Origin of the sequence: Pararhizobium polonicum (assembly GCF_001687365.1) — a bacterium.
GTDB lineage: Bacteria > Pseudomonadota > Alphaproteobacteria > Rhizobiales > Rhizobiaceae > Pararhizobium > Pararhizobium polonicum.
On the sequence record NZ_LGLV01000005.1, the window covers coordinates 273,150 to 287,575 of the forward strand.

The 14,426-nt window shown below is 61.2% G+C and carries 14 protein-coding genes; 8 read left to right on the forward strand and 6 right to left on the reverse strand.

What is annotated here, in order from left to right; genetic code table 11:
• Positions 1-88: 88 nt before the first annotated feature.
• A complete protein-coding gene (locus ADU59_RS07145) occupies positions 89-1,591 on the reverse strand; it encodes a replicative DNA helicase (RefSeq protein ID WP_068953121.1) in 1,503 nt (500 codons plus the stop codon).
• A gap of 357 nt (positions 1,592-1,948) precedes the next feature.
• Here ADU59_RS07145 and ADU59_RS07150 point away from each other — a divergent pair, with 357 nt between their 5' ends.
• From ADU59_RS07150 to ADU59_RS07160, 3 genes are read left to right on the forward strand one after another with little or no spacing between them, the layout of a single operon-like run.
• On the forward strand, positions 1,949-2,392 hold the full coding sequence (locus ADU59_RS07150; protein WP_068953124.1) for a MarR family winged helix-turn-helix transcriptional regulator: 444 nt from the start codon (positions 1,949-1,951) through the stop codon (positions 2,390-2,392).
• A 7-nt stretch (positions 2,393-2,399) separates the two neighbouring features.
• Positions 2,400-4,073 (forward strand): MFS transporter, encoded by a 1,674-nt coding sequence (locus ADU59_RS07155; protein ID WP_068953126.1) that lies wholly within the window; start codon positions 2,400-2,402, stop codon positions 4,071-4,073.
• 19 nt (positions 4,074-4,092) lie between these two features.
• Positions 4,093-5,148, forward strand: coding sequence for an HlyD family secretion protein (locus tag ADU59_RS07160; RefSeq protein WP_068953128.1), 1,056 nt, complete (start codon positions 4,093-4,095; stop codon positions 5,146-5,148).
• 111 nt (positions 5,149-5,259) lie between these two features.
• On the opposite strand, the gene rplI is transcribed toward ADU59_RS07160, so the two are convergent.
• From rplI to rpsF, 4 genes are all read right to left on the reverse strand, one after another.
• Positions 5,260-5,835: a 50S ribosomal protein L9 gene (gene rplI / locus ADU59_RS07165; protein WP_068953130.1), complete on the reverse strand. Its 576-nt coding sequence runs from the start codon at positions 5,833-5,835 to the stop codon at positions 5,260-5,262.
• Between the two features lie 25 nt (positions 5,836-5,860).
• Positions 5,861-6,838 (reverse strand): DUF2232 domain-containing protein, encoded by a 978-nt coding sequence (locus ADU59_RS07170; RefSeq protein WP_068953131.1) that lies wholly within the window; start codon positions 6,836-6,838, stop codon positions 5,861-5,863.
• A 200-nt stretch (positions 6,839-7,038) separates the two neighbouring features.
• Complete coding sequence (gene rpsR, locus ADU59_RS07175; RefSeq protein WP_037107250.1) at positions 7,039-7,287, reverse strand: 30S ribosomal protein S18; 249 nt, start codon at positions 7,285-7,287, stop codon at positions 7,039-7,041.
• An 11-nt stretch (positions 7,288-7,298) separates the two neighbouring features.
• On the reverse strand, positions 7,299-7,748 hold the full coding sequence (gene rpsF / locus ADU59_RS07180; protein ID WP_068953134.1) for a 30S ribosomal protein S6: 450 nt from the start codon (positions 7,746-7,748) through the stop codon (positions 7,299-7,301).
• Positions 7,749-8,838: 1,090 nt separating this feature from the next.
• Here rpsF and ADU59_RS07185 point away from each other — a divergent pair.
• Together ADU59_RS07185 and ADU59_RS07190 are read left to right on the forward strand one after the other, a co-directional pair.
• Positions 8,839-10,041 (forward strand): MFS transporter, encoded by a 1,203-nt coding sequence (locus ADU59_RS07185; RefSeq protein ID WP_068953136.1) that lies wholly within the window; start codon positions 8,839-8,841, stop codon positions 10,039-10,041.
• A gap of 50 nt (positions 10,042-10,091) precedes the next feature.
• Positions 10,092-10,484 carry a hypothetical protein gene (locus ADU59_RS07190; RefSeq protein WP_139093153.1) on the forward strand — a complete coding sequence of 131 codons (393 nt, stop codon included), beginning with the start codon at positions 10,092-10,094 and terminating at the stop codon, positions 10,482-10,484.
• 94 nt (positions 10,485-10,578) lie between these two features.
• Here ADU59_RS07190 and ADU59_RS07195 read toward each other — a convergent pair whose 3' ends face one another.
• On the reverse strand, positions 10,579-11,622 hold the full coding sequence (locus ADU59_RS07195) for an aldo/keto reductase (protein WP_068953139.1): 1,044 nt from the start codon (positions 11,620-11,622) through the stop codon (positions 10,579-10,581).
• 229 nt (positions 11,623-11,851) lie between these two features.
• Here ADU59_RS07195 and fabD point away from each other — a divergent pair, with 229 nt between their 5' ends.
• From fabD to ADU59_RS07210, 3 genes are all read left to right on the forward strand, one after another.
• The gene (gene fabD / locus ADU59_RS07200; RefSeq protein WP_068953141.1) at positions 11,852-12,796 is read left to right on the forward strand and encodes an ACP S-malonyltransferase; all 945 of its coding nucleotides are present in this window, start codon (positions 11,852-11,854) and stop codon (positions 12,794-12,796) included.
• Between the two features lie 116 nt (positions 12,797-12,912).
• Positions 12,913-13,650, forward strand: coding sequence for a 3-oxoacyl-[acyl-carrier-protein] reductase (fabG, locus tag ADU59_RS07205; RefSeq protein ID WP_068953143.1), 738 nt, complete (start codon positions 12,913-12,915; stop codon positions 13,648-13,650).
• Between the two features lie 326 nt (positions 13,651-13,976).
• On the forward strand, positions 13,977-14,213 hold the full coding sequence (locus tag ADU59_RS07210) for an acyl carrier protein (RefSeq protein ID WP_056332049.1): 237 nt from the start codon (positions 13,977-13,979) through the stop codon (positions 14,211-14,213).
• Positions 14,214-14,426 lie beyond the last annotated feature (213 nt).

Sequence of the window (14,426 nt, forward strand, 5' to 3'; positions counted from 1 at the left end):
TTGCTAAATTTCTCTTCGCTTATCCGCAAGCCCGGCAATTTGCAACGTGCCGGGCCGTGGTGGCGCGTGGAAGGGCGATCTTTACCGGTCAGTGTTCCTCGTATTGCGTGAACGACGGATCGGCGAGGTCGGTAAAGCGGGTGAACTCCGACTGGAACGCCAGCTTGACCGTGCCGGTCGGCCCGTGACGCTGCTTGGCGATGATCACGTCGGCCGTGCCCTTGACCGATTCGAATTTCTGCTTCCACTCTTCGTATTTCGGGTCGAATTCGTCGCGTGGCTCCATGTTCTTGACATAGTATTCCTCGCGGAACACGAACAGCACGACGTCGGCGTCCTGCTCGATCGAGCCGGATTCACGAAGGTCGGAGAGCTGCGGGCGCTTGTCTTCGCGGCTTTCCACCTGACGCGACAGCTGCGACAGCGCGATGATCGGCACGTTCAGTTCCTTGCCGAGCGCCTTCAGGCCCGTAGTGATCTGGGTGATTTCCTGCACGCGGTTGTCGCTCGATTTTCCCGAGCCCGTCATCAGCTGGATATAGTCCACCACAAGGCAATCGAGGCCACGCTGGCGCTTCAGGCGGCGGGCACGGGCCGACAGCTGGGCGATCGAGATACCACCGGTCTGGTCGATATAGAGCGGTGTCTTCTGCATCGTCTGGGAAAAGCCGACCAGCTTCTCGAACTCGGCTTCGGAAATGTCACCGCGCCGGATCTTGGATGACGAGACGTCGGTCTGCTCGGAAATGATACGCGTGGCCAGCTGTTCGGAGGACATTTCCAGCGAATAGAAGCCGACGACGCCGCCGTTCCTCGCCTTGAACGATCCGTCGGCCTGAACCTCCGGTTCATAGGCATGCGCAACGTTCCAGGCGATGTTGGTGGCAAGCGAGGTCTTGCCCATGCCCGGACGTCCGGCAAGCACGATCAAGTCGGAGCGCTGCAACCCGCCCATGCGGGCATCGAGCGAATGGATGCCGCTGGAAATGCCGGACAGATGGCCGTCGCGCTCGAACGCCTGGCCGGCCATGTCGATCGCCAGCGCCACGGCGTCGTTGAAGGCCTGGAAGCCGCCGTCATAGCGGCCGGTTTCGGCCAGTTCGAACAGGCGGCGTTCGGCGTCTTCGATCTGGCTCTGCGGCGGCATGTCGAGCGGCGCGTCATAGGCGATGTTGACCATGTCCTCGCCAATGGTGATCAGCGAGCGGCGCAGAGCCAGATCGTAGATCGCCCGGCCATAGTCTTCCGCATTGATGATCGACACGGCTTCGGAGGCGAGGCGGGCGAGATACTGGGCCACCGTCATGTCGCCGACCTTTTCGTCGGCTTTCAGGAAGGTTTTGATGGTCACCGGATTGGCAGTCTTGCCCATGCGGATGATGTCGCCGGCAACCTCGAAGATCTTGCGGTGCAGCGGTTCGTTGAGATGCACGGGCTTCAGGAAGTCCGAGACGCGATAGAAGGCATCGTTGTTGACGAGAATGGCGCCCAGCAGAGCCTGCTCGGCCTCAAGGTTGTTCGGTGCCTCGCGATATTGTGCTTCGGCCTGTTCCTTGGCGATGGGGGCAAGTCTGCGCGCGATCTCGTTCATGGCGTCCCGTCTCTGTCTTACGTCGTTCTTTGATAGGATATCGGTTTGCGGTCACCACAGCGCTGGGTCAAGGCTTTCCATGCAACAGTCGCGGCCGCATTTCATCCGGCGGCAAGCCGTCACCGTTGTTCACAGGGCCTGAGCGCAGAACGCGAAAAAACTGTCGACAGCGGCATTTGTCCTTGACCGGGTTTCACCCGAATCGGCTGCCGGTCAAGGCCTCCCACTATTCTATCGCGGCTTGCCGGGCTTGGCAGGGATTTTTGTCCCGGCGCACCTTGCGGCTTGAAAAATGAGCCTCCGTCAACTAAATAGGATCGAAATAATTAGCGTACTACCGATATGAAAAGAGACGAGATGCTCAATTCCGCCGTCAACCGTGAACTGTTCGACGCGCTGTCCTCGGTGAACCGCAAGCTGCGGGCACTGTTCGACGCGCGGGTGAAGGAGCGGGGGCTGACGCTGTCGCGCGCCCGGGCCCTGTTCGCGCTGTCGAAGCGCGACGGTCTCAACCAGCGCGAACTGGCCGACGAACTGGGCATCGAGACGCCGACCATCGTGCGCCTGCTCGATGGCATGGAGAAACAGGGCTTCATCGAGCGTCGCGTCGAGGCGAGCGACAGGCGTGCCAAGCAGATCCACATGACCGCGCATGGCCGCGACATCGCCGGCGAAATCGACAAGCTTGCCTGCGAAATCCGCGAGCAGGTGCTGGGTGGCGTCGATGCCAGGGACAAGGCGACGGCGCTGCAGGTGGTCAGCCTGATGGCCGGCAACCTCATTGCGATCGGCAAGGATTGAGCGGCCAATGAACACGGCGGCCCCGCGCATCGCAAATGACAATCGCAGCGAAAACGAAATGCCGGCGGCGGCGGCCGTGCCGCAACCGGTCCCACCGCCGCCGGCGCCGATGAGCCCTGCAAGGGCCGCCGTCTACATGGCGTCGTCGCTGCTCCTGTTTCTGACCCAAGGCCTGGGCATGAACCTGCTCAACGCCAATATCTACCAGCTGCAGGGATCGCTGTCGGCAACGACGGTGGAGATCGCCTGGCTCTCGGCGGCCTACATGGCGCCCTATGCGTCGATGTCGATCGCCCTGTTCAAGATCCGCTCGCAATACGGCCTGCGCCGTTTCGCCGAGCTCAGCATTGTCTGCTTCGTCTTTGCCTCGATCCTCAATATCTTCGTCTCCGACCTGCATTCGGCAATCGTCGTGCGCTTCATCAGCGGCATGGCGGCAGCACCCTTGTCGACGCTCGGCTTCCTCTACATGCTGGAAGCCTTTCCGCCCGCCCGCAAGCTGTCGGTGGGGTTGAGCCTTGCCCTGATGAACACGACGCTGTCGGCGCCACTCGCCCGCATCATCTCGCCGTCCTTGATGGACCTCGGCGGCTGGCAGGCGCTCTACACCTTCGAGATGGGCTTTGCGCTGATGGCGCTGCCGGTCGTCTATCTCCTGCCGCTGACCGCGCCGCCGCGCGCGAAGGTCATCCAGCGGATGGATATTCTCAACTATCTGCTGCTCGCCGTCGGTTTCGGCTGTCTGGCGGTCTTCCTGACGCTCGGCCGTCTTTACTGGTGGTTCGAGGTGCCGTGGCTCGGCGTTCTGCTGGCCGTGGCGATCGTTGCCCTGACACTGATGGTCGTTCTCGAACTTCCCCGCAAAATGCCGCTGATCGACCTGCGCTGGGTCTTCTCGAAAGAGAATATGCACGTGGCCGGCATTCTTCTCCTGTTCCGTGTCGTCAGTTCGGAACAGACGACGACGGCGGCGAATTTCTACATGCAACTGGGCCTGCTCAACGATCAGACCCAGACGATGTATGTGATCATTCTCTTGGCCTCGATCGCCGGCGGGCTTGTCTGCACGGTGCTGATGCTGACGCGCTATGTCGAGACCGCGCATGTGCTGGCGCTGATGCTGATTGCCGGCGGCGCCTTTCTCGACAGCCAGTCGACCAGCCTGACCCGGCCCGAGCAGATGTATCTCAGCCAGGCGATGGTGGCGGCGGGGGCTGCGATGTTTCTGCCCCCCGTCATGGCCAAGGGCTTTGCCGCGGCGCTGGCCAGGGGCACCACCTTCCTTGTCAATTTTCTGGTGATCTTCCTGTTTACCCAGAGCCTCGGCTCGCTTCTCGCACAGGCGGCGCTCGGCACCTTCGTCACCATCCGCGAGAAGTTTCATTCGAACGTGCTGGTTGAACATATCCTGCTGACCAACCCCTTCGTCGCCCAGCGCGTGTCCCAGCTGTCGGCGACCTATGGCAAGGTCATCACCGACAAGTCACTGCTGAATGCGGAAGGTCTGGTCCTGCTCGGCCAGCAGGTGACGCGTGAGGCCAATATTCTCGCCTATAACGATACGTTCCTGGTTATTTCCATCGCCGCCGCCATCGGTCTCGTCCTCTTGCTGGGACATCTGGCCTGGTTGCGTCTCATTCCGCACAAGACAGCCGCGCCGGCGGTTGCCGCTCAATCCTGATGAGTTCAGAGTTCATGCCATGCTGAAGACACTTCGTTCCCCCGCGACCATCCTGACGCTTCTGGCCGGCTTTGCCGGCGTGCTGCTGGTTCTCTACGCCTGGCGGTTGCCGCCATTCGCCACGAGCGTCGAGATGACCGACAACGCCTATGTCCGCGGCTATGTGACGATCGTCAGTCCGCAGCTTTCCGGTTATGCCGCTGCGGTTCCCGTCAAGGATTATGAAATCGTCAGGGCAGGGCAGGTCCTATTGAAGATCGACGACCGGATCTACGCCCAGAAGCTGGCGCAGGCGCAGGGAACGCTGGATACCCAGAAAGCATCGCTGTCCAATTCCTATCAGCAGGAGCTGTCGGCAAAGGCCAGCATCACCGCCAGCCAAGCCGCGCGCGACAGCGCCGTTGCCACACTGACCCGCGCCCAGCAGTCCTGGGACCGCATCCGGCCGCTGGCCGAAAAGGGCATCACCACATCCAGCGATGTCGATACCGCCCGGGCCACCCTTGAGCAGGCAAAGGCCGGTGTCGCGCAGGCGACGGCCGCGATCGAGGTTGCGCAGCAGAATCTCAACACCACGATCGGCTCGCGCGCCGGGCTCGAGGCTGGCGTGCGCAGCGCCGAGGCGGCGGTGCAGCTGGCGCAGATCGATCTCGACAACACGACGGTGACGGCACCGCAGGACGGAACGCTCGGCGAAGTCGGTGTGCGGCTCGGGCAATATGTGACGGCCGGCACGCAGCTGATGGCCATCGTGCCGAAGGATGTCTGGATCATCGCCAATTTCAAGGAAACCCAGCTCGACGGCATGAAGATCGGCCAGCCGGTGGTCTTCAACGTCGATGCCCTGAACAAGGCGCGGCTGAACGGCCATGTCGAGCGCTTCTCGCCGGCTGCCGGTTCCGAATTCAGCGTTATCCGCGCCGACAATGCCACCGGCAACTTCACCAAGGTCGCCCAGCGCGTCGGCGTGCGGGTCTCGATCGATCCCGGCCAGCCGCTGGCCGGCCAGCTGGCGCCGGGCATGTCCGTCGAGGTGCGCATCGACAAGGCCGCCGAGCCGCAGCTGGCGGAGTAGGGCTCACACGCCATTCCTGAAACGCGAAAGGCCCGCGACGGAAATCGCGGGCCTTTCGTTTATGTCTGTTCGGCAAGCCGGGCGCCGTATTGGCGCCCGTCGCTGTGACGATTACTCGTCTTCGCCTTCGAATTCGGCTTCCGGGTTGAAGAAGTCTTCCGGCTTCAGGGCATCTTCGTCAACGCCGTAGATGGCGTCGGCCGATGTCAGGCTTTCGCCCTTGAGCTGGCGTTCTGCTTCTTCAGCCGAACGGGCAACGTTCATCTGAACCTTGATTTCGACTTCGGCATGGAGGTGCAGGACAACGTCGTGCAGGCCGATGGTCTTGATCGGGTTGTTGAGGTCGACCTGGTTGCGGCCGATGTTGAAGCCTTCAGCGGCCAGAACGTCGACGATATCGCGGGCAGCGACCGAACCGTAGAGCTGACCGGTTTCGCCGGCCGAGCGGACGACGATGAAGGACTTGCCGCCCAGCGTTTCGGCAACGGCCTGTGCTTCGGACTTGCGCTCGAGGTTGCGGGCTTCGAGCGTCGAACGTTCGGCTTCGAAACGCTTCTTGTTGGCTTCGTTGGCGCGCAGCGCCTTGCCGAGCGGCAGCAGGTAGTTACGGGCAAAGCCGTCGCGAACCTTGACGGTTTCGCCCATCTGGCCGAGCTTGGCAACGCGTTCGAGAAGAATGACTTGCATGGGATAGATCCTTTCGTGTGTCTGTTCAGAGGTCTTTTGTTTCAGTGTCAGTGGTTTTCCCCGCCGGCGACAGCGCAATGGCGCGCCGCGTGTCCATCAGACCCGACAGGAGAAAGAAGAATGCCGGGATCGTGAAGACGAGGACCGACAGATAGCCAAGCCACAGCACGGGCAGCCGCCAGGACTTGCCGCGTGTGCGGAAATGGAAGACGGCGAAGCCGGACAGCAGGAAGCCTGCGCCGAAGGTGCCGCAGACGAGCGCGCCGACGATAGCCGGGGCGCCGCCCATGAAGGCCAGAACCAGGCCGCCGAGGAAGGCGAAGATCGCGAAGCGGTGCATGCGCAGCGTCGAGGGCATGTCCTCGCGCGGACGCAGGCTCTTGCCCGACGTCTGGACGATGCGGGTGGCGACGTAATAGGCGGCAAACAGCATCAACACCCAGATCGCGCCCTGCGCCATCGGCAGGACGACGCCGAAGATCGACTTGATCTGGGCGATCGAGGCCGCATCCGGATTGTAGAGCGGCTGCTGTTCCTTGAGCGCCGACATCACCAGGTCGATCATCTGGTCGGACATCGTGCCGTCATAGCCGATGATGGCGCCGACGACGATCATGGCGATGGTGACCAGCACGGCCAGATGGGTGAGGATATCCGACAGCGGATACCAGGCCAGCGCCCCATCGGGGCCGCCCAGTTCGGATGCCGGCCGCGCCAGATTGGCAAGGTGGCTGAGCCAGGCGGCGGGAATGAGGGTGATGACGGCAATCAGCAGCGCAAACCAGGGCGAGACGATCGCGGCGCTCGTCAGGGCCGCAACGACGACGGCGGCGATTGCCGCTGCATTGCCCCAGCCGAGGCCGGCAATGAGGATGGGCAGGGCGGACGCGGCATAAAGCACGATCGCAAACGACGACTGCGTGTTCGCGCCCAGCGTAAGCAGGGCGGCGGTCACGCCGGCGAGGGCGCCGGTCAACAGCGATGTCTTGTTCAGGTTCTTCACGGTCGCTGTCCTGCTTTTCAAGCAGTTAGAGGCAATTCTTGAATCAAGAACGGAGCCCCAACATGGGTTTGAGCGCATGTGCGCCGGTGTTTCCGATCCGCGCCCAACGCGGAAGGGAGAAGGTGAGGCGATGCCGATGGCGTTTCGCCTCACCTTGAGTCGACCTACGCAGAGTCAGGAGACCTGCGCAGAACCATGCATTAGGACATGACGTAAGGCAGGAGGCCGAGGAAGCGGGCGCGCTTGATGGCCTGGGCCAGTTCGCGCTGCTTCTTCTGGGACACTGCCGTGATACGCGAAGGAACGATCTTGCCGCGCTCGGAAATGTAGCGCTGCAGCAGACGGATGTCCTTGTAGTCGATCTTCGGAGCGTTGGCGCCGGAGAAGGGGCAGGTCTTGCGGCGGCGATGGAACGGGCGGCGAGCCGGAGCGGATAGTGTATCAGCCATAATTTCTCTCCTTATGCCCGGTCTTCGCGCGGACGGCGCGGACGGTCTTCACGATCACCACGGTCCGGGCGCGGACCACGGTCGCCGAATCCGCCACGGTCAGGACGGTCGCCATCGCGGCGCGGACGGTCGTCACGGTCGCGCTTCTGCATCATGGCGGACGGGCCGTCTTCATGCTTTTCAACAGCGATGGTCATGTAACGAAGAATGTCTTCGTTGATGCGCATCTGGCGCTCGATCTCGTGAACGGCCGGTGCCGGAGCATCGATGTCCATCAGAACGTAGTGAGCCTTGCGGTTCTTGTTGATGCGGTACGTCAGGGACTTGAGGCCCCAGTTTTCGACGCGCCCGACTTTTCCGCCGTTAGCTTCCAGTACACCCTTGTACTGTTCGACGAGAGCGTCGACCTGCTGTGCGGAAATATCCTGCCGGGCAAGGAATACATGTTCATAAAGAGCCATGAGGCTTTGCCTTTCTTGCGTTAATCGTCACCCGGGCCCTAGCGGCTAAGCCTCAACGACTGTTCCAGTGGCTGCAGGCAGCCGGCAAGAAAGTGTTGTTTCGAGACGGTCGAGAGCGGAGACACGGGAGGCTGGACCCCTTTAGGTCCTGACAGGTCTCTTACGGGAGACCGGCCCTCCGTTCAGCCACCAGCCAGAAGACCGGGTGTTGCGAACAGCGCGCTTATACGCATTTTCGCGCCGGAAGCAAGGGGCGAGGGGAAATTTGGAGCGAGGTACGGCGTGCCCGGTCTTTCCCTCCCCCTTGTGGGGAGGGTGGCCCAACGGGCCGGGAGGGGTTCTTCACCCTCCCCTTGAGGGGGAGGGTCGGAGCGAAGCTCCGGGGTGGGGTGATCTGCGGCATATGCAATGGACTGTGGCGTGCGCGGCGGTCACCCCCACCCGCCGCTTCGCGGCCACCTCCCCCCTCAAGGGGGAGGTGGGTGATCCACAACGTCCCGTAGCCACGCGCGAAACATTCGCCGTGGGTTTTCAAAGAGCAGGTGGCCGGGGCACAACGTATGCCTCAGAGTAGAATAGTAGGTGACACACGCCGTGCCCCGTTTCGGTGTCTTTTGCCGCGCTTCTCAGGTTCTTCTACGCTTTTGCCTCTTGTGAAGGAAAAAGCCTCCAATGCCCCGGCCCGGCCGCTTATCCGCCAGGCCTTTCAATGAGGCGGGGTTTAGCCCTGGACCCATGGACGGCAAAGCCGTCCGGCGGGGTGAACCGCCCGTGGTGTGGCTACCCGGCACGCCCGATCCGCTTTCACGAACCGGAGGAGAACCGCCTTTCACGCAGCCCCGGGGATTTGACGCGCGTTTCGCCAAACCGTCCGGGCACCGGCCCCGCCTCGCCGGCAACGCAATCCGGTGTATCCTCGGCGGAACGAAGTCATGATGGCATGGAACGAAAGGGCGGGGATTTGCGGGGATGAAATTTTTCTGTGAAAGGCCGTGCCCAGCCCAATGCGGTCATTCGAGGTGCGAATTGCTGTCTTAAAACTGCAAGAATGGGAGTGATATTGGTTTCCGGTCGCGATCGGAACGAATGTATGGACAAGTCTGGATCAGAGGCGAGGGTCGTGTTGCCCTTGATCGTCCTCTCGGTCGCCCAGTTGATTGGTTGGGGCACGGTCAGTTTTTCGGCTGTTGTCAGCCGGGAAATGGCGGCGGATCTGAACGTCGATATATCGACGATATTTGCCGGAACCACCGTTTTCTACGTCACGATGGGCGCTTGCGCTCCTTTGCTCTCGCGCCTTTTGACCAGTGCTGGTGCGCGCCGGGTCATGATCGGCGGAACGGTGTTTTCGGCGTGCGGCTTGGCCGTTCTGTCATTCTCGCATTCGCCCATCACCTATTTTCTGGGGTGGCTGGTTCTCGGTGCTGCGGGAAGCGCTACGCTCACCACGCCAGCCCACATCCTTCTCAACGAGATCGCCGGCCGCAATGCTGCGCGCGCGATTGCCACCTTGATGCTGGTCTCCGGCCTGTACGGCACGGTGTTTTGGCCTCTCACCTCGTTCCTGTCGGAGGAAATTGGTTGGCGCGGCACGTGTGAAGCCTATGCCGTGGTCATGATCGTGGTTTGCCTGCCGCTTTACAGCTTCGGTTTGCCGCGCAGGAGCAAAGCCCCACTCGATATCAACGCGGCAACATCCCGGAGCTCGGCAAAGCCGTATGATCCGACATTCTATCTCATCGTCACTGCCATCGCGCTCAATGCGTTTATCACGTTTGGTTTTAGCGCCATTTTGATCGAGTTGCTGAAAGCGGAAGGTTTAAGCGCTTCGCAGGCTTTGGCTTTCGGTTCTGCGCTGGGAATCGTGCAAATTGGTGCCCGAGGGCTGAATATCATCGTCGGAAGACGATGGGATGGCGTGACGATGGGAGTGGTCTCGTCGGCAATTCTGTGCGTATCGCTCGCCGTCCTTCTGGCAGCTCAGGGCTCAACGGTGGCCATCGCCGTTTTCCTGGTGCTGTATGGCATAAGCGGCGGGGCGCTCGCCGTTGCAAGGGCGACCATTCCGCTTGTCTTCTATGACAAGGGTGAGTTTGCAAAAGCGCTGTCGCGGATCGCGCTGCCATTGAACTGGATATCGGCGATCTCTCCTCCGGTATTAATTTCGCTGATGACCAATCTGGGGAGCAGTGCCGTGTTGATCGCATGTCTGGTTTGCTCTTGCAGCGCCATCCTCGTATTGTTTTTACTCAGGAATCGCCGCCCCATAAGCGAGGCCGTCGTCGGCGCATAGACGTTGAAGCAGTGATTGTAGTCCAGTTTCGCAAAGGCAACATCGAAATCATGAACGAGATTGCCCTTGCCGGGTTTGGTCGCCTTGCGTTTGCTGCGGCTGTCGGAAATCAAATTGCATTGGCTATATCAGCGTTTTGCGGCTGGGAAATTACGCCGCTGATATCGATTGTCGGAATCGCCGTATATGTTTATTGGGATTGGAATTATGCAGACTGGACGATGTCGCTGACCCCGGGTCAATCAAACTTCACCAGGGAAGATAAAAAGCAGCTGTATATTTCGTCTTTTATCTTTGCAGTGCCACTTCTTTGGCTGGCGATTCCTCATAGCCTAAACGGGATAGGTTCCGAATTTTCGTTCTGGTGGGCGGCGAATGTTGTCAATCTTGCCGCGATCGTTGGCGCAAGTTTGCTTCAGCTGTTCAAACACTACAAGATTTAGGACATCTCGGCGGGCTGGCCAAGCTGGTTGCGCCGAACCGTCAATCCAGTCGAGGGACGCTGCTCGACCGAAGCGCCACCCCAACTCTCATCCCTCAAATCGGTGCCGGAAACGCCCTATGCAGCCGTGCAATCCCCTGCATCACCTCGGCCGACAGCACCACGTCCTTCGCCCCGATATCCGTCTTCAGCTGCTCCATGCTGGTCGCGCCGATGATCACCGCGGTCATGAAGGGGCGGGTGAGGCTGAAGGCGAGCTGCATCTGGGCGAGGTTGAGGTTGTGGGTCTTGGCAAGATCAGCATAGGCGCTGACGGCGGCGTTCTGGTACTCTGTATAGCGGCCGCCGAGGTCGCCGTTGATGGACAGGCGGGAGCCGTCCGGGCGGGCGCCGTTCAGGTATTTGCCGGACAGTAGGCCGGCGGCAAGCGGCGAATAGGCGAGCAGGCCGACATTTTCATGGTGGCTGACTTCGGCAAGGTCGAGGTCGAAGGTGCGGTAGAGGAAATTGTATTCGTTCTGCAGCGAGGCGATGCGCGGCAGGCCGTGTTTCTCGGCGAGATCAAGCATCTTCATCGTGCCCCAGGCGGTGTCGTTCGACAGGCCGATGGCGCGCACCTTGCCTTCCTTGACGAAGGCGCCGAGCGTTTCGAGGATGGCAAGCAGGTCGTCGTGAACGGCGGCGGTGTCCTGACGCGAGGGATCGTAGTTCCAGGACTGGCGGAAATGATAGTGGCCGCGGTTCGGCCAGTGCATCTGGTAGAGATCGACATGGTCGGTCTGCAGCCGCTTCAGGCTGGTCTCCAGCGCCTCGCGCATGGTTTTGGGGCTGGCCGGCGCGCCATTGCGGATATAGGGGCGGCCGGGACCGGCGATCTTGGTGGCGACGACGATGTCATTGCGCTTGCCGCTTTTCTTCAGCCAGGTGCCGATATAGTCTTCGGTCAGGCCCATCGTCTCCGGCCCGGCGGGCGTGACGGGGTAAAGCTCGGCGGTATCGAAGAAGTTGACGCCCTGACCGACGGCATAATCCATCTGCTGATGGGCTTCGGCTTCGCTGTTCTGCGTGCCCCAGGTCATGGTGCCCAGGCAGATTTCCGAAACTGTGATGCCGGTGCGGCCGAGTGTGTTGTAGCGCATGGGGGAGGTGCCTCGATCTTCGTTCGGCGGCGAATGTAGTGGCTGTTTGCTGCGGCGCAAGAGAAAAGCGAATGCCGTGCACAGGCAGCGCTTTGGCGGCTCAAAGCTTGACTCCGCCGCAAGGAATGTGAATGGAGAGGAAAAAAGCACTGGACCCGCTGTTGTCTGCGGGCGAAGGCTTTGTAATGAAACGGCGTGGCATGGCTGCGCATGACGAGGGAAAAACCTCATGGCAATCGCATTCACCTTTCCAGGACAGGGCAGCCAGGCGCTCGGCATGGGCAAGGATCTGGCCGACGCTTTTCCGGAAGCAGCCGCCGTTTTCGCCGAAGTCGATGACGCGCTCGGCGAAAAGCTTTCCGACATCATGTGGAATGGCCCGGAGGAAACGCTGACGCTGACGGCCAACGCCCAGCCGGCGCTGATGGCGGTGTCGATCGCCGCACTGCGCGTGCTGGAAGCCAAGGGCCTCGACCTGAAATCGAAGGTTTCCTATGTCGCCGGCCATTCGCTCGGTGAATATTCCGCGCTCTGTGCCGCCGGCACGTTTTCGCTGGCCGATACGGCGCGGCTGTTGCGCATCCGCGGCAACGCCATGCAGGCGGCGGTGCCCGTCGGCAAGGGCGCGATGGCGGCGATCATCGGGCTGGAACATGGCGATGTGCAGGCCATCTGCGACGGCGTCGGTGATGTCGGCGCCTGCCAGATCGCCAATGACAATGGCGGCGGCCAGCTGGTGATCTCGGGCGAGAAGGCGGCGGTCGAAAAGGCGGCGGCTCTGGCAACGGAAAAGGGCGCCAAGCGCGCCATCCTTTTGCCGGTCTCTGCGCCCTTCCACTCGACGCTGATGGCGCCTGCGGCCGATGCGATGCGCCAAGCGCTTTCGACGGTTGCCAAGAGCAATCCGGTGGTGCCGCTGATCGCCAATGTGCGCGCAGCCCCCGTCACCGATGCCGGCGAGATCGCCAACCTTCTGGTCGAGCAGGTCACCGGCCAGGTCCGTTGGCGCGAGACCGTCGAATGGTTTGCCGCAAACGATGTGACGACGCTGTACGAAATCGGCTCCGGCAAGGTGCTGACCGGTCTGGCCCGCCGCATCGACAAGACGGTGACCGGCATTGCCGTCAATTCCCCCGCCGATATCGAAACGGCGCTTCAAACTTTGCTCGGCTGAATTGGGGAGAGTGATTAGCGAACAGAAAAGCTGACGCGACGATCGCTCCGCCCTACTTGCTAATCGCCACTCACTATTCGCTACTGCCTAATTCGCTCCAAAAGAGGAAACCAACCATGTTCGATCTGTCTGGCCGCAAGGCTCTTGTTACCGGCGCATCCGGCGGCATCGGCGAAGAGATCGCCCGCATCCTGCACGCACAGGGCGCAACCGTCGGCCTGCACGGCACCCGCGTCGAAAAGCTCGAAGAGCTGGCCAATTCGCTGGGTGAGCGCGTCCATCTGTTTCCGGCAAACCTGGCCGACCGCACTGCCGTCAAGGCGCTCGGCGAAAAGGCGGAGGCCGAACTCGGCGGCGTCGATATTCTCGTCAACAATGCGGGGATCACCAAGGACGGCCTGTTCGTGCGCATGAGCGACGAGGATTGGGACGCCGTTCTGGAGGTCAACCTCACCTCGGTCTTCCGGCTGACCCGCGAGCTGACGCATCCGATGATGCGCCGCCGCCATGGCCGCATCATCAACATCACCTCGATCGTCGGCGTCACCGGCAATCCGGGCCAGGCCAACTATTGCGCCTCCAAGGCCGGCATGATCGGCTTTTCCAAGTCGCTCGCCCAGGAGATCGCCACCCGCAACGTGACGGTCAACTGTGTCGCGCCCGGCTTCATCGAAAGCGCCATGACCGGCAAGCTGAACGACAAGCAGAAGGACGCCATCATGGGCGCCATCCCGATGAAGCGGATGGGAACGGGTGGCGAAGTCGCCTCGGCCGTTGCTTATCTGGCTTCCAACGAGGCCGGCTACGTCACCGGCCAGACCATCCATGTCAACGGCGGCATGGCGATGATCTAGGATTGGGTGGGCGCTGGGCAAATGCCTGCGCCGCCGCGATTTCGGGTCTATGCCAGACGCGGGACGCAAATACCGGGAATTGCATGTTGACCAAGCCAACCTCTGCCATTTTCGGACTTTGCGACAGACTTAAACCGTGTTAAGCGGGCCATGACTGTGCGCAGTCGATCGGAAGATACGCGGCAAACGCCAGGCTCTGGCGGGCGTGAATTGCCCTCTTGCGGTTGAAGGAATTGCCGGGCGGATCGTCTTGATCTACCAGGCGTCAATAAGGTACCGATGTCAGAACGGCATCGTTGAGAAAAACAAAGGTCGAGGATACCGACATGAGCGACGTAGCAGAACGCGTAAAGAAAATTGTTATTGATCATCTTGGCGTCGACGCCGAAAAGGTTACGGAAGGCGCAAGCTTCATCGACGACCTGGGCGCAGACTCGCTCGACACCGTCGAACTGGTCATGGCATTCGAAGAAGAGTTCGGCGTCGAAATCCCCGACGATGCAGCGGATTCGATCCTGACTGTCGGCGACGCCGTCAAGTTCATCGAAAAGGCACAGGCCTAATCCAGGCCGTGTTGAGGCGGGGCGCCCTGCGGCCCGCCTTTCGTCCCTTCAAGGGACTGTCTCCCCATTTCGGGAGCAACGGGTGATCGAGGAAAGCGTCTTTGCTTCCGTACCTGAGATCACGCGATATCGCATCACGGAAAAGGATGTACGGATCCGGTTTTTTAGCGCGAGGTCCGGTCCGGTTCTGAACTAACAGGCAGGGTGGATCAC

Bases quoted from the DNA above. Each gene is read 5' to 3' on its own strand.
- ADU59_RS07145 (WP_068953121.1), bottom strand. From the start codon at position 1,591: ATGAACGAGATCGCGCGCAGACTTGCCCCCATCGCCAAGGAACAGGCC.
- rpsR (WP_037107250.1), bottom strand. From the start codon at position 7,287: ATGGCTGATACACTATCCGCTCCGGCTCGCCGCCCGTTCCATCGCCGC.
- ADU59_RS07185 (WP_068953136.1), top strand. From the start codon at position 8,839: ATGGACAAGTCTGGATCAGAGGCGAGGGTCGTGTTGCCCTTGATCGTC.
- ADU59_RS07155 (WP_068953126.1), top strand. From the start codon at position 2,400: ATGAACACGGCGGCCCCGCGCATCGCAAATGACAATCGCAGCGAAAAC.
- ADU59_RS07190 (WP_139093153.1), top strand. From the start codon at position 10,092: ATGAACGAGATTGCCCTTGCCGGGTTTGGTCGCCTTGCGTTTGCTGCG.
- fabD (WP_068953141.1), top strand. From the start codon at position 11,852: ATGGCAATCGCATTCACCTTTCCAGGACAGGGCAGCCAGGCGCTCGGC.
- ADU59_RS07210 (WP_056332049.1), top strand. From the start codon at position 13,977: ATGAGCGACGTAGCAGAACGCGTAAAGAAAATTGTTATTGATCATCTT.
- fabG (WP_068953143.1), top strand. From the start codon at position 12,913: ATGTTCGATCTGTCTGGCCGCAAGGCTCTTGTTACCGGCGCATCCGGC.
- ADU59_RS07195 (WP_068953139.1), bottom strand. From the start codon at position 11,622: ATGCGCTACAACACACTCGGCCGCACCGGCATCACAGTTTCGGAAATC.
- rplI (WP_068953130.1), bottom strand. From the start codon at position 5,835: ATGCAAGTCATTCTTCTCGAACGCGTTGCCAAGCTCGGCCAGATGGGC.
- ADU59_RS07160 (WP_068953128.1), top strand. From the start codon at position 4,093: ATGCTGAAGACACTTCGTTCCCCCGCGACCATCCTGACGCTTCTGGCC.
- ADU59_RS07150 (WP_068953124.1), top strand. From the start codon at position 1,949: ATGCTCAATTCCGCCGTCAACCGTGAACTGTTCGACGCGCTGTCCTCG.
- rpsF (WP_068953134.1), bottom strand. From the start codon at position 7,748: ATGGCTCTTTATGAACATGTATTCCTTGCCCGGCAGGATATTTCCGCA.